The following is a 19,653-nucleotide window of genomic DNA, read 5'->3' on the forward strand; positions in this document are numbered from 1 at the left end:
CGCAATGAAAAACGCCACGAGATCGTTCTCGTGGCGTTTTTGCTTTTACAGCCGTCAAACAGGCAACAAGCGCGAACGTTACGCTGCAGCGATCGCCTCACGCGCGCCTGCGAGCGCGGCGCTTGCTGCGTCCGGGCCCATGTTCAGGCCTTCGGCGAAGATGAAGTTCACGTCGGTCATGCCGAGGAAGCCGAGGAACGACTTCAGGTACGGCGTCTGGCTGTCGTGCGCGGTGCCTTGATACTTGCCGCCGCGTGCCGAAACGACATGGACCTTCTTGCCGTTCACGAGGCCTTCGGGACCGTTCGCGGTGTAGCGGAACGTGATGCCGGCGCGCGCGATCCAGTCGAAGTACGTCTTGAGCTGCGACGAGACGCCGAAGTTATACATCGGCGCACCGATCACGATGATGTCCGCTGCCTGCAGTTCCGCGATCAGCGCTTCGCTGCGTGCGGCGATGGCCTGCTGCTCCGGCGTACGCTGCTCGGCCGGCGTGAAGAACGCGCCGAGCACGGCGTCGTCGAGGTGCGGCAGCGGGTCGGCTTGCAGGTTGCGCGTGACGACTTGCGCGCCCGGATTCGATTGTTGCAGCCTGGCCGTCAATTCGTTGACGAGCAGCGTCGACTGGGCGCCTTGCGAGCGGGCGGCGGAATTGATTTGCAGGATCGTGGTCATGGTGGCTCCTTCGGGTCTCAGTTGCGCAACGTTGCGCGAGTGAAGGCATTGTGTTTTTTTACCGGGCTCCGAAAAAGTAGTCCGCCGATGACGGATTGTTGCAACGATAGAACAATCGCGGGCATGAAAAAACGGCGTGGGATCCGTTACCCACGCCGCTTATGGCGCCGCGTGCCGCCGCACCCTGTCCCAGCGGCTTACACCGCCAGCCAGCGCTCGCGCAATGCGCGCGCGGGCGCACGCTTGTCCGAGGCGGCGAGCTTGTAGCGCGCGACCTCGGGCGCATCGAGGGTCAGACGCGCCACGCGAAGCTCGTCGCGGCGGAACGCGTGGATGTCGACCTTCGTGCCCGGCTGGTAGCGCGAGAGCAGCGCGTCGAGATTCGAACCCGTCACACGCAGGCCGTCGAGCGCTACGAGCGCGTCGCCAGCCGAAAGCCCCGCCTTCTGGGCCGCGCCGCCTTCGTAGACGACGGCAAGCGTCGCTTCGGCGCCGCCACGCAGCCGCGCGCCGAGCGACGGTTTCGCGCCGCGTTCGGGCTCCCCTTCGAGCGTCACGCCGAACGGTTCGAACAGCGCCGCGAGCGGCAGGTCGCGCGTGCCGCGCACGGCGTCGCTAAAGAGCGCGCCCAGTTCCACGCCGGTCGCCTCGGCGATCAGCGCCTCGACATCGTCCTCGCCCACGCCCACCGGCTTGCCGCGATAGAAGTCGCGCCCATAGCGCTGCCACAAGAGGCGCATGACGTCGTCGAGCGATTTGCGGCCGTTCGTCTGCGCGCGAATCGCGAGATCGAACGACAGCGCCACGAGCGAACCCTTGGTGTAGTAGCTCACGATCGCATTCGACGCGTTCTCGTCCTGGCGGTAATACTTCACCCACGCGTCGAACGAGCTTTCCGCGACGCTCTGCTTCAGTCGCCCCGCCCCGCGCAGCACGCCGGCGATCGTCTTGCCGAGCAGGCCGAAGTATTCGTCTGCGGAAATGAGGCCGCTACGCACGAGCATGAGGTCGTCGTAGTACGACGTGAAGCCCTCGAACAGCCACAGCAGCGACGTGTAGTCCTCGCGCGTGAGGTCGTACGGCACGAACGCCGCAGGCTTGATGCGCTTCACGTTCCACGTGTGGAAATATTCATGGCTGCACAGGCCGAGGTAGGTGCGATAGCCGTCCGACGTCTCGGGCTTGCCCTTCACCGGCAGGTCGGTGCGATTGCAGATGAGCGCCGTCGAGGCGCGATGCTCGAGGCCGCCGTAACCGTCGCTCACGGCCTGCGTCATGAACACGTAGCGCTCCATCGGCGCGCGCTTCGTGCGCGGCTCGAACAGCGCGATCTGCGCCTCGCAGATCTTCTTGAGGTCGGCGGCGAGACGCTCGATGTCGAGCGCGACCACGCGGCCCGCGATCACGATGTCGTGCGGCACGCCGTGCGCCTTGAAGCTCGCGAGCGTGAACTCGCCGAGCGTGACCGGATGATCGATCAGCTCGTCGTAATTCGTGGCCGTGTACTCGCCGAAGCCGTAACGCTTGGTGCCGCGCGCTTCCGTGAGCGCCGTGCCCACGCGCCAGTGGCGGTAGGCGTGCCCGTCCGGACGCTGAATATCGACGGCGTGCTGCGCCTCCTCATGGCCGAGCGCCGCGAGAAACACGCTCGTGCCGTTGAAGAAGCCCACCGTGTCGTCGAGATGCGCCGCGCGCACGGACAGGTCCCACGCGTAGACTTCATAACGCAGCGTGAGCGCGCCCTTCACGGGCGCGGCCTGCCACGAATGCTTGTCGGTCTTCGTCACGCGCACCTTGCGGCCCGCGTCGTTGAAGGCGCGCAGCGTGACGATGTTGCGCGCGAACTCCCGCACCATGTAGCTGCCCGGAATCCACACGGGCAGCATGAAGCATTGGCCGTCCGGCGCGGGGTCTTCCACGGTGAGCGTCACCTCGAACAGATGCGCGGCGGGATTCTTCGGGACGATGGTGTATCGGATCGGCTTCATCGGCGGGATCGGTGAGAGATTCGCTCAGCAGACGCTGCAGTGCAAATTCAGTATGCCCGGCAGACAAAAACGGACAAAAAGCGCCGGGCAAAAAAGTACCGGCCGCGAAAGCGGCCGGCGGGTTCAGGCGAGGCGTCAGTGCGCGCCGTTCAGACCGCGCTCGAGCCGGTCGGCGCTGACGGCGCCCGGCAGGCGCGTGCCGTCCGCGAGGATCACGGTGGGCGTGCCGGTCACGTTCATCTTCTGGCCGAGCGCGAGATTGCTGTCGATGGCGGCCGTGTCGCACGTGCCGGCAGCCGTGGGCGCCTTGCGGTCGACCATCCACGATTCCCACGCCTTGCCACGGTCGGCCGAGCACCAGATCTGCTTGGCCTTCGCCGTCGAATCCGGCGAGAGCACGGGATACAGGAAGGTGTAGACCGTCACGTTGTCGACGGACCTGAGCGTGCTTTCGAGCTGATGGCAGTACGGGCAGTTCGGGTCGGAGAACACGGCCATCTTGCGCTTGCCGTCGCCCTTCACGACCTTGACCGCGTTCTCGAGCGGCAGCTTCGAGAAATCGACCTTGTTGATTTCGTTCAGGCGCGCCTCGGTGAGATTGCGGTGCGCCTTGGTGTCGATGAGTTCACCGGTGAGCACGTAATCGCCGCTGGCGTCGCTATAGACGATCTGCGTGCCGAGGTTGATCTCGTAAAGGCCCGGCATGGGCGCCTTGGTGATGCCCTTGATGTCGCTGGCGTCGATGCCGAGACGCGTCTGCAGCGCCGACTTGATCTTGTCGGTGGTCTGGTCGGCCTGGGCCGAGCAGCCGAGCGCCGAGGTGGCTACCGCGATCACGAGCGCGGCAAATCGAATACGCGTTTGCATGGGATGCATTCCTGATTCAGGCGCGCCGCGCAGGGGCGACGCGCGCAGAGTTCCGTTGAACGGCCGGGGCGGCATGTGCTGCGGGCGCGGCCAATATGTCCATTCTAAGCCGCACTGGCCTCAAGCAACCGAAATGCCTGCTTGCGCAGGCGAGCCCGTCGATACTAGCCGAGCGCCGAGGCCACGAGCCAGCGCTTGAGCAACGGCTGCGCCCCCACGAATGCCATGCCCGTATTGCGCACCGCGCGCGCGAGCGTGCCCGGGAACGAGAAAAGCCGCTGCAGGCCGTCGGTGGCCACGACGAGCTTCTGGATGTCCTCACGGCGACCGCGTTCGTAGCGGCGCAGCAGCACGATGTCGCCGAGATCGCGGAATGCCTCTTTCTTCGTGACCACGTCGACGAGCGCGGCGACGTCGCGCAAACCGAGGTTCACGCCCTGGCCCGCCAGCGGGTGAATCAGATGCGCGGCGTCGCCGACCAGGGCGACGCGCGGCGCCACGAGCCGGTCGACGGTTTGCAGAGACAGCGGAAAACCGCGCGCGGGCGTGACGCATTCGAGCGCGCCCAGCTGGCTTTGCGAGACGCGCTCGACTTCGGCGGCAAGCTGCGCCGGTTCGAGCTTGAGGAGTTCTTCGGCATGTTCGGTCTGCGCCGACCAGACGAGCGATACGTGCCGATCGGGCAGCGGCAGCAAGGCGACGATCTCGCCCTCGCGGAACCACTGGTACGCCGTTTCGCCGTGTGGCTTTTCCGCGCGGAAGTTGGCGACCACGCCGGTTTGCCGGTAATCGCGCCGCTCGACCGTCGAGCCGATCTGCGCGCGCACCCACGAATGCGCGCCGTCCGCGCCGATCGCGAGGTCGGCTTCGATCGTGCGACCATTGGCGAGGCCGATCACGGCCGCGTCGGGTTTCACGTCAAGCGTCTGCGCACGCGTGTCGATCCACGCGAGATTGGGCTGGAAGTGCAGCGCGGCGTCGAGCGCACGCTCGACGATCGACGACTCGGCAATCCAGGCCAGCTGCGCAACCGAGGCCTGATATGCCGAGAAGTGCAACTCCGCCGCGGCGTCGCCGAACACGCGCATGTCGTAGACGGGCGTGAGGCGCGCGGCGTCGGCGGCCTGCCAGACCCGCAGCCGCTCGAACAGCGCCTGCGAGCTGCGCGAAAAGGCGTACACGCGCGCGTCGAACACGGCTCCCGCAGGCAGCGGCGCGCACGGCTGCGCGAGCAGCGCCACGCGCAGGCCGCTCTGGGTCAGCGCGAGCGCCGCCGACTTGCCGACGAGGCCGCCGCCGATCACGGCGACATCAAAGGTCTGGTTGCTTGCAGTCATGCGCGCATTATAGCCGCGGGCGCTTGTGTGGCCGGGCGGGACGGGCGCGGTGTTGCGGCGCAGCAAGACGTTGCGGGAAGACGGCCCGCCAGCGCGGCGACACCCGCGGCTAACCCTCACCCGGACGAGGTTACAATTACGGTTTTCGTGACTCCCCGTCACGTCCCCCGACGTGCCACCTGCGCCGCCCCGCCCGCCGCTTCCGCTTTCGCGAGACGCCCGGCCCCGGGCCTTCGCGCGCGGCGAGCCGCACGTCACCACCCTGACATGCAGAGATTTACATGAGCCTCCAATGCGGCATCGTCGGCTTGCCTAACGTCGGCAAGTCCACCCTCTTCAACGCGCTGACCAAGGCGGGCATCGCGGCCGAGAACTACCCGTTCTGCACGATCGAGCCCAACGTCGGCGTGGTAGAAGTGCCGGATCAGCGCCTGAAGGCGCTCGCCGAAATCGTCAAGCCCGAGCGCGTCGTGCCGGCCGTGGTCGAATTCGTCGACATCGCGGGTCTGGTCGCGGGCGCGAGCAAGGGCGAAGGCCTCGGCAACCAGTTCCTCGCGAACATCCGCGAAACCGATGCGATCACGCACGTCGTGCGCTGCTTCGAAGATGAAAACGTGATCCACGTGGCGGGCAAGATCGATCCGCTCGCCGACATCGAAGTCATCAACACCGAACTGGCGCTCGCCGACCTCGCCACCGTCGAGAAGGCGCTCACGCGCTACTCGAAGGCCGCGAAATCGGGCAACGACAAGGAAGCCGCGAAGCTCGTGGCCGTGCTCGAAAAGGTGCGCGCGCAACTCGATCAGGCAAAGCCCGTGCGCGGGCTCGCACTGAGCGACGACGAGCAGGCGCTGATCAAGCCCTTCTGCCTCATCACCGCGAAGAAGACCATGTACGTCGCGAACGTGAAGGAAGACGGGTTCGAGAACAACCCGCATCTGGACGCCGTGCGCAAGTACGCTGAAGGCGAGAATTCGCCGGTCGTGGCCGTGTGCGCCGCGATCGAAGCGGAAATCGCCGACCTCGAAGACGAAGACAAGATCGCGTTCCTCGCCGATATGGGCATGGAAGAGCCGGGCCTCGACCGCGTGATCCGCGCGGGCTTCAAGCTGCTCGGCCTGCAGACCTACTTCACGGCGGGCGTGAAGGAAGTGCGCGCGTGGACGATCCATGTCGGCGATACGGCCCCGCAAGCCGCGGGCGTGATCCACACCGACTTCGAGCGCGGCTTCATCCGCGCGCAGACCATCGCGTTCGACGACTACGTCCAGTACAAGGGCGAAACCGGCGCGAAGGAAGCCGGCAAGATGCGCGCCGAAGGCAAGGAATATGTCGTGCACGACGGCGACGTAATGAACTTCCTGTTCAACGTATAAGCGACACCTTTTTCTACCCGTTTCCAAAAGACACTCTCATGGCCCAATACGTCTTCACCATGAACCGGGTCGGCAAGATCGTGCCGCCCAAGCGCCAGATCCTGAAGGACATCTCGCTGTCGTTCTTCCCCGGCGCCAAGATCGGTCTGCTCGGCCTGAACGGCTCGGGCAAGTCCACGCTCATCAAGATCATGGCCGGCGTCGACAAGGACATCGAAGGCGAAGCCACGCCGATGCCCAACCTGAACATCGGCTACCTGCCGCAGGAACCGCAGCTCGATCCGGAAAAGACCGTGCGCGAAGCGGTCGAGGAAGGTCTGGGCGACGTGTTCAACGCGCAGAAGAAGCTCGACGAGATCTATGCCGCCTACGCCGAACCGGACGCCGACTTCGACGCGCTGGCCGCCGAACAGGCGAAGTACGAAGCGATCCTCGCGACGACCGACGGCAGCGCGGAACAGCAGATCGAAATCGCCGCCGACGCGCTGCGCCTGCCGGCCTGGGACGCGAAGATCGGCAACCTCTCGGGCGGTGAAAAGCGCCGCGTCGCGCTGTGCAAGCTGCTGCTCGAAAAGCCCGACATGCTGCTGCTCGACGAGCCGACCAACCACCTCGACGCCGAATCGGTCGAGTGGCTCGAACAGTTCCTCACGCGCTTCCCGGGCACCGTGGTCGCCGTGACCCACGACCGCTACTTCCTCGACAACGCCGCCGAGTGGATTCTCGAACTCGACCGCGGCCACGGCATTCCCTGGAAGGGCAACTACTCCAGCTGGCTCGACCAGAAGGAAGCGCGCCTGAAGCAGGAAGAAGCGTCGGAATCGGCGCGCCAGAAGGCGATCAAGAAGGAGCTGGAGTGGGTGCGCCAGAACCCGAAGGGCCGCCAGGCGAAGTCGAAGGCGCGTATCGCGCGTTTCGAGGAACTGTCGAGCTCGGAATACCAGAAGCGCAACGAAACGCAGGAAATCTTCATTCCGGCGGGCGAGCGTCTGGGCAACGAAGTCATCGAGTTCAAGAACGTCAGCAAGTCTTATGGCGACCGTCTGCTCATCGACAACCTGAGCTTCAAGATTCCCGCGGGCGCGATCGTCGGCATCATCGGGCCGAACGGCGCCGGTAAATCGACCCTTTTCCGCATGCTCACGGGCAAGGAGCAGCCGGATTCGGGCGAAATCGTGCAAGGCCCGACCGTCAAGCTCGCCTACGTCGATCAGAGCCGCGACGCGCTGGCCGCCAACAAGACCGTGTTCGAGGAAATCTCGGGCGGCGCGGACGTGCTCACGGTGGGCAAGTACGAAACGCCGTCGCGCGCGTACATCGGCCGCTTCAACTTCAAGGGCGGCGATCAGCAGAAGATCGTCGGCAACCTCTCGGGTGGTGAGCGCGGCCGTCTGCACCTGGCCAAGACGCTGATCTCGGGCGGCAACGTCCTGCTGCTCGACGAACCGTCGAACGATCTGGACGTCGAAACGCTGCGCGCGCTCGAAGACGCCCTGCTCGAATTCGCGGGCTCCGTGATGGTGATTTCGCACGATCGCTGGTTCCTCGACCGTATCGCCACGCACATCCTCGCGTTCGAAGGCGACTCGCAGGTCACGTTCTTCGACGGCAACTACCAGGAGTACGAGGCCGACAAGATCAAGCGCCTCGGTGAAGAAGCCGCACGTCCGAAGCGTCTGCGCTACAAGCCGATCAGCCGCTAGGCAGGCGCGATCGATAGCAAACAACGGCGGCCCGCGGGCCGCCGTTGTCGTTCTGGCAGGTTCAAGCACACACGGCATGGCGGTTGCTCGAAAGCCGCTACGCTTAGGCTCACTTGGGGCTTGATCATGCCCAGCTCCCGCGAGGAATTCCGTAATGGCGACGCCGCTGCGCAACCGTGTTGTCCTTATCGTGGCGATCGTCGTCGCGCTGCTCGTGCTCGCGGCGCTGGGCACGCTCTACGCGCTGCAGCGCGAGGCAAAGGCGTACGTGGAGCGCGCGCTCGCGCCCGTCGGCACGGCCGCGAGCGTGAACGTGGCGTTCAATCTCTCATCCGTCGAGCTCACCGACGTGCGCCTGAAGCCGCCCCCGAATTGGCCGACTGCCGACACGCTGCGCGCCGCCCGCATCACCATCACGCCCGACTTGCGCGCGCTGATCTCGCACCGCGTGCATATTCGCGACGTCACGGTGAGCGATTTCACGATGACGGTGCTGCGCCGGGAAAGCGGTTCGATCCTGATCCTGCCGAATCTGCGCGAAGCGATGGCGCAAAGCGCCACGCCCTCGAACGGCGCGCAGGGCGAAAGCAGCCTGCCGCAGCAAAAGGTCATCGACCATATCGGCTTCGAGAACGGCACATTCGACTTCTACGACCGTTCGGTGAGCAATCCGCCGTGGCGCGTCACCGTGAACCGCGCGCAGGCGAGCGTCGACAATGTCCAGTTGCCGGCGCTTACGGAGCCCACCCGCGTTTCGGTCGTGGGCAATGTCGTCGGCCCGGCGCACACAGGACGCGTCACTTTCGACGGCTGGATGCAAATCGCGAATAAGGACTCGCAACTCCGCACGACGCTGCGTGGCGTGGATGTGCGCACGATCGATCCCTATCTGCTTAAAAAGGCCGGCGCGAAGGCCAATGTGACGGGCGGTACACTCGATCTCGATCTCAACTCGACCGTGCGCGGCTATCACCTGCACGCGCCGGGCATCGTCACGCTGCACAACCTGCAACTCTCGGATAGCGGCGACGCGGTGGACACCTTCCTGTCGATCCCGACGCGCGCCGCCGTGGCCGCATTGAAGGCGCACAAGGGTGAAATCACGCTGCATTTCGTGCTCGACGGCAACCTGCGCGACCCTAAATTCAAGCTGAACGAAAACCTGATGACGGAGTTGCGCGCAGGGTTTGCGCAGGCGCTCGGGGTGAGCGCGGAAGGGGTGGCGAAGGGCGCCGGGCAAACCGCAAAGGGTATCGCTGACGCGCTGCGCAGTCTGCTGCAGCCGGTGCCGGCGCCCGCTTCGAAATAGCGCGGGACGCCGGCTTTAGCCTGCCTGGATGAGCTGCTTAGACCGGCAAGCCGAGTTCGCGCAGCTTCGCGTCGGTGGTGGCGTTGCTCGTATGGTGCACGCCGTGCCAGCCGAGCGCCGTGGCCGCTGCGGCGTTGTGCGCGTTGTCGTCGATGAAAACGAGTTCCTCGGGCTTCACGCCCGGCAACTGTGCCTCGATGCGGCGGAACATCTCGTGGAAGATCGCCGGATCGGGCTTCACGAGCTTCACGTGGCCCGATACGACGATATCGCGGCAGCGCCGCAGGATGCCAAAACGCTCCCACGCCCACGGAAACGTCTCGGCCGACCAGTTCGTGAGACCGAAGATCGGCATGCCCGCAGCCTCGAGGCGCTCGAACGTCGCGACGCCGCCGGCGAGCAAGCCGCCGATCATCTCGTGCCAGCGCTCGTAGAACGCGCGAATGAGCGCTTCATGCTCGGGAAACGCCGCGACCAGTTCCTCCGTGCCCACGGCAATGGGCTCGCCGCCGTCCTGGCGGACCACCCAGTCCATCTTGCAGACGTGCGTGAGAAACCAGCGGCGCTCGTCGTCGTTGGGAATCAGCTTGCGATAGAGATACTCGGGACTCCAGTCCACGAGCACCCCGCCGAAATCGAACACCACGGCCTTGATCGTCATGCGCTTCTCGCTCCACTTGATCGTTATCCGATCGTTATCTGATCGTTGTCGGGATGCCAGGGAAATCAGATCGGCTGCGTGCGCTTTTCGAGCCACGCGAGCGCATCGCCGCTCACGTGCGGCGCCACGCGCACGCGCACCGTCTGGTGATACGCATTGAGCCACTCGCGCTCGTCCGCACGCAGGAGCGCGAGATCGATGCATCGCGTGTCGATCGGGCAGAGCGTAAGCGTCTCGAAGCTCAGGAACTCGCCGAACCCGGTAGTTTCGGCGCGCTGGTTGAGCACGAGATTCTCGATACGCACGCCCCATTTGCCCGGCCGGTAGATGCCCGGCTCGACCGAGGTGATCATGCCTTCTTCCATGGCGGTCCAAGGCTCGGCCGGCGCGTAGTGCGAAATGACCTGCGGACCTTCGTGCACGTTCAGGAAGTAGCCCACGCCGTGACCCGTGCCGTGGCCGTAGTCCGCGCCCGCTTCCCAGATCGGCGCGCGCGCAATCGCGTCGAGCATCGGCGAGCGAATGCCGCGCGGGAACTTCGCGCGCGAGAGCGCCATCATGCCCTTGAGCACGAGCGTGAAATCGCGCTTTTGCTCCGCACTCGGCGAGCCCACGGGCACGACGCGCGTGATGTCGGTGGTGCCGTCGAGGTACTGGCCCCCCGAGTCGATGAGCAGCAGGCCATCGCCTTCGATCACGCTGTGCGACTCGGGCGTGGCGCGATAGTGCGGCATCGCGCCGTTCGCGTTGAAGCCCGCGATGGTCGCGAACGAGAGCGACTTGAAGCCCGCACGGCGCGCACGCGCGGCGGAAAGCTTTTCGTCGATGGTCAGCTCGGTGATTCGCTCGTGGCCAAGCGCCGCCTCGAACCACGCGAAGAACTCGGCAAGCGCCGCACCGTCGTGCTCCATGGTCGCGCGCACGTGGTCGGCTTCGGCGGCGGTCTTGCGCGACTTGAAGAACGTGCTCGGATTGACCGATTCCACGAGCTTCACCGCCGACGACACCGCCTGCAGCAAGCCATACGTCACGCGGCGCGGATCGACGAGCAGCGCGGCCTTCGCGGGCAGCGCCGCGAGCGCGGCGGCGGCCTCGGCATACGGCGCGACGCGCACCTTGTCTTTCGCGAGCGACTGCACGAGCGCCTCGCTCACCTTGCCGTCGGCGACGAAGAGCGTCGCGTCGTCCGGCCCGATCAGCGCGTGCGCGACGAACACCGGGTTGTAGTTCACGTCCGCGCCGCGCAGGTTGAAGAGCCAGGCGAGGTCGTCGAGCGTCGAGATGAAGTGCCACTGCGCGCCCTTCTCCTGCATCGCGCGGCGCACCTGATCGAGCTTGCCGGCGCGGCTCGTGTCGGCGTGCGGCGCGACGTGCTCGTACACGGGCTCGAGCGGCAGCGACGGGCGGCCTTGCCAGACATCGTCGAGCAGATCGAGGTCCGTGCGCAGCGCGACGTCACGCGCGTTGAGTGCCTCGGCCAGCGCGCGCGCCGAGGCGACCCCGAGCACCGCGCCATCGACGGCGACCGCGCCGCCCGCACTCACGTTCTGCGCGAGCCAGTCGATGTGGGGCGCGCTCTGCTGGCCGCCCATCATCTTCATGAGCTCGATGCCGGTGCCGGCCAGTTGCTGCTCGGCCTGCACCCAGTAGCGGCTGTCCACCCAGACGCCCGCGAAGTCCTTCGTCACCACGAGCGTGCCCACCGAGCCGGTGAAGCCCGACAGCCACTCGCGCCCTTGCCAGCGGCGCGGCAGGTATTCGGACAGATGGGGATCGGCGGAGGGCACGAGGGCGGCATCGACGCCCGCGCGCGTCATCGCGGCGCGCAGGGCGGCAATGCGTTCGGGAATCGAGGAGGTTTCGGGGAGTCGGGCGTTCATGTTTTCACCTGCGAAGAATTCGAAGCGGAAGATGGGAATCTAGCCAAAGGCGGCGCGTTTGAGGACCGGCTGCGCGCGACTAGCTGCGCCGGGCGCGCAATGCTACGCACACGCCCACGAAAACGAGCGCGAGCGCCGTGCAAAGCGGCCACTGGAGCAATTCGCCATCGTAGAAAAGGCCGGTCGCACTGCCCGCCGCGTTCGCGAGCGCCGCGCCGAGCGCGCCGGCCACAGCCGCCAGCGCGAGTCCGTGACGTGCGGCGCGCCGCAAGGGATGGAGCCACCACCCCGCACAGCCCACCGCCAGACCAAGAATAACGATACCGGGCCAGCCCATTAAGGACTTGTCCTATAGGTTTTCGGATAAGTCCGATAGGACCGCCGAAGCACGAGAGCTAGCATTTATAGCCTGATTAGACTCTATTGAAACTGGAAAACGGTCGGCTCGGCGCGTCCCGCGTAGCGGTTGAGTGTAGGGGGCGGGATTGCGCAAGGCAAGCGCGTCCGGGCCGCCCTAGCCGCACTCTCTCGTATGCGAATCGCCCTCGTCGAACCGGACACCCGTCAGGCCGAAACCCTCATCCGCCTGCTCATTGCGGGCGGGCACGCGTGCCACCACTTCCCGCTTGGCGCACAACTCTTCGAAACTCTCGAACAGGAAACCTTCGATCTGCTGATCACAGCATGGTGGTGCGGCGACGCCGGCGCAGACGACCTCATCCCCCAGGCGCGCAAGCTGCTGCCGGGTTTGCCCGCGATCGCGCTGATGCTCGCGCCGCATGAAAGCGAAATCGTCGCGAGTTTGCAGGCCGGCGCGGATGACTGCATCGCCAAGCCGGTGCGCGGCCCCGAAATGCTCGCGCGCATCGACGCGCTCCTGCGCCGCGCCGGCGTGCGCCGGCCGCGCAACCGCGCCCGCCACGGCTTTGGCGACTATCTTTTCGATTCCGGGCGCTACGAGGTGTCGTTTCGGGGTCACACCGTCACGCTCACGCCCAAGGAATACCGTTTCGCGCTGCTGCTCTTCACCAATGCATCGCGCCCCGTTTCGCGGGCGCGCATTCTCGAAACCGTCTGGAATCTGAACCGCGACGTTCGGTCGCGCACGCTCGACACGCACGCCTCCCGACTGCGCAGCAAATTGCAGCTCGGGCCCGAGCACGGCTGGCGTTTGACCACTTTGTACGGCTATGGCTACCAGCTCGAAAGGCTCCCCCTATCACCTACCGGAGTGTCGGACTCTGTCGGCGCGAATGTCGGAAGCGAGGAAAAGTTATAATATCCGCCTAAATCTCGCCCCCATGGTATGCAGCTTCTAACGATCGGAATCAATCACCACACCGCGCCCGTCGCCTTGCGCGAACGCGTGGCGTTTCCGCTCGAACAGATCAAGCCCGCACTCGCCCTGTTCAAGGAAGCGTGGTCCGGGAAGCGTTCGCTGAGCGCGCCGGAAGCCGCCATTCTCTCCACCTGCAACCGCACCGAGCTCTACTGCGCGACCGACGCGCACGGCTCGCGCGACCAGGCCGTGAGCTGGCTCTCCCAGTACCATGGCATCCGCGAAGAGGAACTTGCGCCGCACGTCTATACGCTGCCGCAGTCCGAAGCGGTACGTCATGCATTCCGGGTGGCTTCGGGGCTCGATTCGATGGTGCTGGGCGAGACGCAGATCGTCGGCCAGATGAAGACCGCGGTACGCACCGCGACCGAGGCCGGCGCGCTCGGCACCTATTTGAACCAGTTGTTCCAGCGCACCTTCGCCGTGGCGAAGGAAGTGCGCAGCACGACCGAAATCGGCGCGCAGTCGGTGTCGATGGCCGCCGCCGCCGTACGCCTCGCGCAGCGCATCTTCGACAAGATCGCCAACCAGCGCGTGCTCTTCATCGGCGCGGGCGAGATGATCGAGCTGTGCGCCGCGCACTTCGCCGCGCAGCAGCCGCGCGAACTCGTGATCGCAAACCGTACCGCCGAGCGCGGGCGCTATGTTGCGGAGCGCTTCGGCGGCCGTTCCATTCCGCTCTCCGATCTGCCAGCACGCATGCACGAGTTCGACATCATCGTCTCGTGCACGGCGTCCACGCTGCCCATCATCGGACTCGGCGCAGTGGAGCGCGCGGTGAAGGCGCGCCGTCACCGCCCCATTTTCATGGTCGACCTCGCGGTGCCCCGCGACATCGAGCCCGAAGTCGCCCAGCTCGAAGACGTCTTCCTCTATACCGTCGACGATCTTGGCACGATCGTGCGCGAAGGCAATGCCTCGCGCCAGGCCGCCGTCGCGCAGGCCGAGACCATCATCGAGTCGCGCGTGGCGAACTTCATGCAGTGGCTCGACTCGCGCAGCATCGTGCCGGTCATCCGCCACATGCACACCCAGGCCGACGCGCTGCGTCGCGCCGAGCTCGAACGCGCCCGCAAGATGCTTGCGCGCGGCGACGATCCGTCGGCCGTGCTCGAAGCGCTGTCGCAGGCGCTCACCAACAAGCTGATCCACGGTCCGACGCACGCGCTCAACACGTCGAGCGGCGATCAGCGCGATTCGCTCATCGAGCTGATGGGCGGCTTTTACCGCCACGGCCAGCCGGCCCGGACAGACGACGTCCCGCAGCCCGCGGCGGAGGTCGGCGCCTCGCCGCGCTCCGCCGGCTCTTCTGATTCGTCCAATTCGTCCGATTCCTCCGGTAGTTCGGACCGTTAGCGACGTTCGCGGTCGGGCGCGCGCCATGCGTGCCCTGCACGACCGGGCCGCGCGCCCGCCTCTTCTCTCTCGCAGTCCTATCCGGAGCCCGCTCCGCACCGCCCGATGAAAACGAGCATGCAATCGAAGCTCGACCAGCTGACTACGCGCCTGGCCGAGCTGAACGACCTGTTGAGCCGTCCCGACGTGACCTCGAACCGCGATCAGTACCGCAAGCTCACACGCGAGCACTCGGAACTGGGGCCCGTGGTCGAACACTACGGACAGTGGCGTCAGGCCAAAGACGACGAGGCCGCGGCGAAGGATCTGCTCTCCGACGCCTCGATGCGCGACTTCGCCGAAGAAGAGGTGAAAGCGTCGCGCGAGCGCATGGCGCAACTCCAGCACGAATTGCAGATGATGCTGCTGCCGAAGGACCCCAACGACGACCGCAACGTGTTCCTCGAAATCCGCGCGGGCACGGGCGGCGACGAGTCGGCCCTGTTCGCGGGCGACCTGCTGCGCATGTACCTGCGCTACGCGGAGCGCAACCGCTGGCAGATCGAGATGATGTCGGCGAGCGAGTCGGATCTGGGCGGCTACAAGGAAGTGATCGTGCGCATTGCGGGCGAGGCGGCGTACTCGAAGCTCAAGTTCGAGTCGGGCGGCCACCGCGTGCAACGCGTGCCCGCCACCGAAACGCAGGGCCGCATCCACACGTCGGCCTGTACGGTCGCGGTGATGCCGGAAGCCGACGAAATCGGCGAAGTCGAGATCAATCCCGCCGACCTGCGCATCGACACCTTCCGTGCCTCGGGCGCGGGCGGCCAGCACATCAACAAGACCGATTCGGCCGTGCGCGTGACGCACCTTCCGACCGGCATCGTCGTGGAGTGCCAGGACGACCGCTCGCAGCACAAGAACAAGGACCGCGCGCTCAAGGTCCTCGCCGCGCGCATCAAGGACAAGCAGTACCAGGAGCAGCACGCCAAGGAAGCGGCGACGCGCAAGAGCCTCGTAGGCTCGGGCGACCGCTCGGAGCGCATCCGCACCTACAACTTCCCGCAGGGGCGGCTCACCGATCACCGCATCAATCTCACGCTCTATCGCCTCGAAGCGATCATGGACGGCGACCTCGACGAACTGATCGGCGCGCTCGTCTCCGAGCATCAGGCAGAGCAGCTCGCGTCGCTCGGCGACGCGGATTGAGCGCGCAAGAGACATGAGCGAAGCCGTTACCGCCGAGGCGTTGCTGCGCGCCACGCCGCTGCCCGCGCTAGAAGCGCGCATTCTGCTGATGCACGTACTCGGCTGGCGCCGCACGGAACTCATCACGCGCGGCGATCAGGCGCTCGACGCGGCCCGCGTGGACGCGTACCGCGCGCTAGAAGCGCGCCGCGTGCAAGGCGAGCCGATCGCGCAGCTCGTGGGGATGCGCGAGTTCTACGGCCTCGACTTTGACGTGACGCCCGACGTGCTGATTCCGCGCCCCGATACCGAGCTGCTCGTGGAAACGGCGCTCGCGGCGCTCGAAGGCATTGCTCTGCCGCGCGTGCTCGACCTCGGCACCGGCAGCGGCGCGATTGCCGTGGCGCTCGCCTCGTCACGCCCCGATGCGCGTGTCTGGGCCGTCGATCGTTCGGCGGCCGCGCTCGAGGTGGCGGCGCGCAACGCCGCGAAGCTACTCGACGCCCAGCGTCCCGGCGGCCCGCTCGCGTTCGTGCCGGGCAGCTGGTACGACACGCTCGATGCGGCACTGCGATTCGACGCGATCGTGAGCAATCCACCGTATATCGCGAGCGGCGATCCCCATCTGGAACGAGGCGACCTGCGCTTCGAGCCGCGCGGCGCGCTCACCGACGAGGCCGACGGCCTCACCGCCCTGCGCGCGATCGTCGCGGGCGCACCTGCCCGGCTCGCGCCGGCTGGCGTGCTCTGGATGGAGCACGGCTACGACCAGGCGGCCGCCGTTCGGGCGTTGCTGGAAGACGCCGGTTTCAAGGACGTGCGCTCCGAGCGCGATCTGGCCGGCATCGAGCGCATCAGCGGGGGCCGTCTACCGTAGCCGCCCGACCAGGCACGCTCCCGGCGACGCCGGGCTTGTACGGGCGAAATCCGCTATCATTTCATCCTGCATTCCAACGTATTCAGCATCAATTCAATCGCAAGGTCAGTCATGGACACCCAACAACGCATCAAGCAGATCGTCGACGAAAACGCCGTCGTCCTCTTCATGAAGGGCAACGCGCAGTTCCCGATGTGCGGCTTCTCCGGTCGCGCGGTGCAGATCCTGAAAGCCTGCGGCGTCGATCAGTTCAAGACCGTCAACGTGCTCGAGGACGACGAAGTCCGCCAGGGCATCAAGGAATTCTCGAACTGGCCGACCATCCCGCAACTCTACGTGAAGGGTGAGTTCATCGGCGGCTCGGACATCATGATGGAGATGTACCAGAACGGCGAGCTGCAGCAGCTTTTCGCCGCGGCGTAAGCGCCAGCCACGGGGCGGCATCGGGCGCACGACGTTGCGCCTGTTCCGTCCCGAGCGCCCGGTGTGCAACGCCGGCACTTTTTCACGAGGCGCCTTCGCCTCGAACCCGCTTCGCCTTCGCTTCGACTCCCGCCTGACGTGAATACCGCCTCCCCTGCCTCGTCCGCTATCGCACAACTGCCGCAACGCCGGCTGATCGTCGCGATCACGGGGGCCACGGGCGCGATCTACGGCGTGCGCACGCTCGACATGCTGCGACGGCTCGGCGGCGTCGAAACGCATCTGCTCGTTTCGGCGGCAGGCTGGCTCAACATCCAGCACGAACTGCAACTCAGCAAGGACGATCTGCACGCACGCGCCGATGTCGTGCATTCCGTGCGCGACGTCGGCGCGACCATCGCGTCGGGCTCGTTCGCGACCGACGGCATGATCGTCGCGCCCTGCTCGATGAAGACGCTCGCGAGCGTCGCCCACGGTCTCTCAGACAACCTGATCGCGCGCGCCGCCGACGTCACGCTGAAGGAACGCCGCCGTCTCGTGCTGCTCGTGCGCGAAACGCCGTTCAACCTCGCGCATCTGCGCAACATGACGGCCGTGACCGAAATGGGCGGCGTGATCTTCCCGCCGTTGCCGGCCTTCTACAACCAGCCGGCTTCGATCGACGAGATGATCGATCACACGGTCGCGCGCGTGCTCGATCTGTTCGCACTCGGGCCCGCGCTCTCGCCCGCCTGGCCGGGGCTGCGCGGCACCGACGAATAAGTGCCGGGCGCACATTTGCGCAGTGCGCCGATTATCAATATCGGCGACACAATCAATTCCCTTTCGCCCGGTTTAATTCGCTACGGTAGGGTCATATATTGGTGGCAATACGATAATTTCGGACCGCCCCGGCGCGGTCAGCCACGATCATGACCACCCGCACACCTAGCCTTTTCCTCTCGCACGGCGCGCCTACGCTGCCGATCGACCCGTCGCTGCCCTCTGGCGGCTTCACCGTGCTCTCGGAGCATTTGCCGCGTCCGCAGTCGGTGCTCATGCTCTCGGCCCATTGGGGCACGATGCGCCCCGCGGTCAGCACCGCCACGCAGCCTGAGACGATCCACGACTTCTACGGCTTTCCGCGCGCGCTCTACGAGATCCAGTACCCGGCGCCCGGAGCGCCCGAGATCGCGCAGCGCGCAGCGGCGCTGCTGCGCGATCAAGGCGTGCCTGTCGACGAGGAAGCGCACGGCCTCGATCATGGCGCGTGGGTGCCCATGCTGCTGATGTTCCCCGACGCGAACGTGCCCGTCGCCCAGCTTTCGATTCAGCCGCGCGCCGACGCCGCCCATCACTTCTCGCTTGGCCGTGCGCTGCGCTCGCTGCGCGACGAAGGCGTGATGGTGATCGGCTCGGGCCAGATCACCCACAACCTGCGCGAGGCGGACTTCTCGGCGCGGCCGGAAGACGCTGATCCGCGCGTGGCCGAGTTCACGCAATGGTTCGAAAATCACCTCGCCGCGCGCGACATCGACGCGTTGCTCGATTACCGCCAGCGCGCCCCGCACGCGGTGCTCATGCACCCGACCGACGAGCACCTGCTGCCCGTCTTCGCGGCGCTTGGCGCCGCCGACGACGACTACACGCTCGGTGTGCAGTCGCTTGGCACCTACCAGCGCGCGCTCGCGATGACGAACTACGTGTTCGGCAGCGCCGCCGTGCAATAACGCCGCCGCGAGCCGCCACGCCGGCTCCGCTTGCGCTCCAAAAGCAAAAAAGCCCGCCTGAATCGCTTCAGGCGGGCTTTTTGTATTGCGCGACGTTTAGATGATGCTTAGTGCGCGCCGATGCCCTCGAGGACTTCGTCGTGCTCCTGGCGTTCCGCGAGGTACGGCGAGCGATAGCCCGAATTCACGCCCCAGTAATAGAACACGAGCGAGACCAGCGCGACGACCAGCATGTCCCAGCCGTACGGAAGCAGACCGGCGCCGCCGAACTGCTTGCTGCCGACGAGCGAGAGCAGCGCCATGATCGGCAGGTACGCGCACAGCCACCATGCGGCCTTCAGATCCTGGCCCCAGCCGTCAAAACCCTGCTTGCTCTGGAAGTAGAAGTACACCGGCAGCGCGACAACCATCAGCAGAATGATTTCGCCGGTCAGCGGCCACTTCGCCCAGTACAGGATCATCGATGCGCACACGAACGCGAACGGCGCGATCACTTTCATGAACGGCACGGAGAGCGGGCGCTCGATGTCCGTGGCGGCGCGCTTGAGCGCCATCAGGCTGATCGGACCCGTGAGGTACGAAATCACCGTCGCCACCGAGATCACCGCCGCGAGCGAACTCCAGCCGCGGAAGAAGAACATGAAGATGAACGACACGAGCAGGTTGAACCACATCGCGTTGCGCGGCACGCCGTAGAACGGGTGCACGTTGCCGAACATCTTCGGCATCGTGTTGTTGCGCTCCATCGCGTAGATCATGCGCGAGGTCGTCTGGCCGAAGTTTTCCTGGTGGAAGCTACCCGCCATCAGGCCGATGATCGTCAGACCCGGGATGATGAACTTGAAGATCGTGATCGCGCTGTTGGCACGCGCGAACAGTTTCACGCCCCAATAGTTGAGCATGAAGTAGATGATCACGAGAATCGCGGAGAGCCCGAGCCCTGAATGCGTCAACGACCCGTCGACGAAGAGCGCGTGCGCCCAGGC

At 65.9% G+C, this 19,653-nt stretch carries 17 protein-coding genes and 1 pseudogene; 10 read left to right on the forward strand and 8 right to left on the reverse strand.

Annotated features, from left to right (window positions below):
* Window positions 1–78 precede the first annotated feature (78 nt).
* The 4 genes from BFD71_RS37130 to BFD71_RS37145 all read right to left on the reverse strand — a co-directional run bounded on the left by BFD71_RS37130 (window position 79) and on the right by BFD71_RS37145 (window position 4,867).
* Window positions 79–675: an FMN-dependent NADH-azoreductase gene (locus tag BFD71_RS37130; RefSeq protein WP_069269174.1), complete on the reverse strand. Its 597-nt coding sequence runs from the start codon at window positions 673–675 to the stop codon at window positions 79–81.
* Between the two features lie 197 nt (window positions 676–872).
* Complete coding sequence (locus BFD71_RS37135; RefSeq protein ID WP_069269175.1) at window positions 873–2,663, reverse strand: M61 family metallopeptidase; 1,791 nt, start codon at window positions 2,661–2,663, stop codon at window positions 873–875.
* Between the two features lie 135 nt (window positions 2,664–2,798).
* Complete coding sequence (locus tag BFD71_RS37140) at window positions 2,799–3,530, reverse strand: DsbC family protein (RefSeq protein WP_069269176.1); 732 nt, start codon at window positions 3,528–3,530, stop codon at window positions 2,799–2,801.
* A 164-nt stretch (window positions 3,531–3,694) separates the two neighbouring features.
* Window positions 3,695–4,867 (reverse strand): UbiH/UbiF family hydroxylase, encoded by a 1,173-nt coding sequence (locus BFD71_RS37145; protein ID WP_069269189.1) that lies wholly within the window; start codon window positions 4,865–4,867, stop codon window positions 3,695–3,697.
* A gap of 281 nt (window positions 4,868–5,148) precedes the next feature.
* Between BFD71_RS37145 and ychF the strand changes: the two genes are divergently transcribed.
* From ychF to BFD71_RS37160, 3 genes are all read left to right on the forward strand, one after another.
* Window positions 5,149–6,243 carry a redox-regulated ATPase YchF gene (gene ychF, locus BFD71_RS37150; protein ID WP_069269177.1) on the forward strand — a complete coding sequence of 365 codons (1,095 nt, stop codon included), beginning with the start codon at window positions 5,149–5,151 and terminating at the stop codon, window positions 6,241–6,243.
* Window positions 6,244–6,281: 38 nt separating this feature from the next.
* Window positions 6,282–7,946 carry an energy-dependent translational throttle protein EttA gene (gene ettA / locus BFD71_RS37155; RefSeq protein WP_069269178.1) on the forward strand — a complete coding sequence of 555 codons (1,665 nt, stop codon included), beginning with the start codon at window positions 6,282–6,284 and terminating at the stop codon, window positions 7,944–7,946.
* A gap of 154 nt (window positions 7,947–8,100) precedes the next feature.
* Entirely contained in the window at window positions 8,101–9,255 is a 1,155-nt protein-coding gene (locus tag BFD71_RS37160) for a DUF748 domain-containing protein (RefSeq protein ID WP_069269179.1), read from the forward strand.
* A gap of 37 nt (window positions 9,256–9,292) precedes the next feature.
* On the opposite strand, the gene BFD71_RS37165 is transcribed toward BFD71_RS37160, so the two are convergent.
* From BFD71_RS37165 to BFD71_RS37175, 3 genes are all read right to left on the reverse strand, one after another.
* Complete coding sequence (locus BFD71_RS37165; protein WP_069269180.1) at window positions 9,293–9,916, reverse strand: HAD family hydrolase; 624 nt, start codon at window positions 9,914–9,916, stop codon at window positions 9,293–9,295.
* Between the two features lie 65 nt (window positions 9,917–9,981).
* On the reverse strand, window positions 9,982–11,796 hold the full coding sequence (locus BFD71_RS37170) for an aminopeptidase P family protein (RefSeq protein WP_069269181.1): 1,815 nt from the start codon (window positions 11,794–11,796) through the stop codon (window positions 9,982–9,984).
* A 79-nt stretch (window positions 11,797–11,875) separates the two neighbouring features.
* Window positions 11,876–12,133, reverse strand: coding sequence for a hypothetical protein (locus tag BFD71_RS37175; RefSeq protein ID WP_069269182.1), 258 nt, complete (start codon window positions 12,131–12,133; stop codon window positions 11,876–11,878).
* A 195-nt stretch (window positions 12,134–12,328) separates the two neighbouring features.
* On the opposite strand from BFD71_RS37175, the gene BFD71_RS37180 reads away from it, so the two are divergent.
* The 7 genes from BFD71_RS37180 (at window position 12,329) to BFD71_RS37210 (ending at window position 18,667) form a co-directional block, all read left to right on the forward strand.
* Complete coding sequence (locus tag BFD71_RS37180) at window positions 12,329–13,075, forward strand: response regulator transcription factor (RefSeq protein ID WP_069269183.1); 747 nt, start codon at window positions 12,329–12,331, stop codon at window positions 13,073–13,075.
* 27 nt (window positions 13,076–13,102) lie between these two features.
* Window positions 13,103–14,491: a glutamyl-tRNA reductase gene (gene hemA / locus BFD71_RS37185; protein ID WP_083245702.1), complete on the forward strand. Its 1,389-nt coding sequence runs from the start codon at window positions 13,103–13,105 to the stop codon at window positions 14,489–14,491.
* A gap of 105 nt (window positions 14,492–14,596) precedes the next feature.
* Complete coding sequence (gene prfA, locus BFD71_RS37190; RefSeq protein WP_069269184.1) at window positions 14,597–15,679, forward strand: peptide chain release factor 1; 1,083 nt, start codon at window positions 14,597–14,599, stop codon at window positions 15,677–15,679.
* A 13-nt stretch (window positions 15,680–15,692) separates the two neighbouring features.
* Window positions 15,693–16,535: a peptide chain release factor N(5)-glutamine methyltransferase gene (prmC, locus tag BFD71_RS37195; RefSeq protein WP_069269185.1), complete on the forward strand. Its 843-nt coding sequence runs from the start codon at window positions 15,693–15,695 to the stop codon at window positions 16,533–16,535.
* A gap of 111 nt (window positions 16,536–16,646) precedes the next feature.
* Entirely contained in the window at window positions 16,647–16,958 is a 312-nt protein-coding gene (gene grxD / locus BFD71_RS37200) for a Grx4 family monothiol glutaredoxin (protein WP_028214777.1), read from the forward strand.
* A gap of 138 nt (window positions 16,959–17,096) precedes the next feature.
* Window positions 17,097–17,720, forward strand: a complete 624-nt coding sequence (locus BFD71_RS37205) for a UbiX family flavin prenyltransferase (protein WP_256095089.1) — start codon at window positions 17,097–17,099, stop codon at window positions 17,718–17,720.
* A gap of 149 nt (window positions 17,721–17,869) precedes the next feature.
* Window positions 17,870–18,667, forward strand: coding sequence for a DODA-type extradiol aromatic ring-opening family dioxygenase (locus BFD71_RS37210; protein WP_069269186.1), 798 nt, complete (start codon window positions 17,870–17,872; stop codon window positions 18,665–18,667).
* Window positions 18,668–18,774: 107 nt separating this feature from the next.
* Here the strand turns inward: BFD71_RS37210 and BFD71_RS37215 are convergent.
* Window positions 18,775–19,653: pseudogene (locus BFD71_RS37215) on the reverse strand (APC family permease); the annotation flags it as partial.

This window comes from Paraburkholderia nodosa, assembly GCF_001718195.1.
GTDB classification, from domain to species: Bacteria; Pseudomonadota; Gammaproteobacteria; order Burkholderiales; family Burkholderiaceae; genus Paraburkholderia; species Paraburkholderia nodosa_A.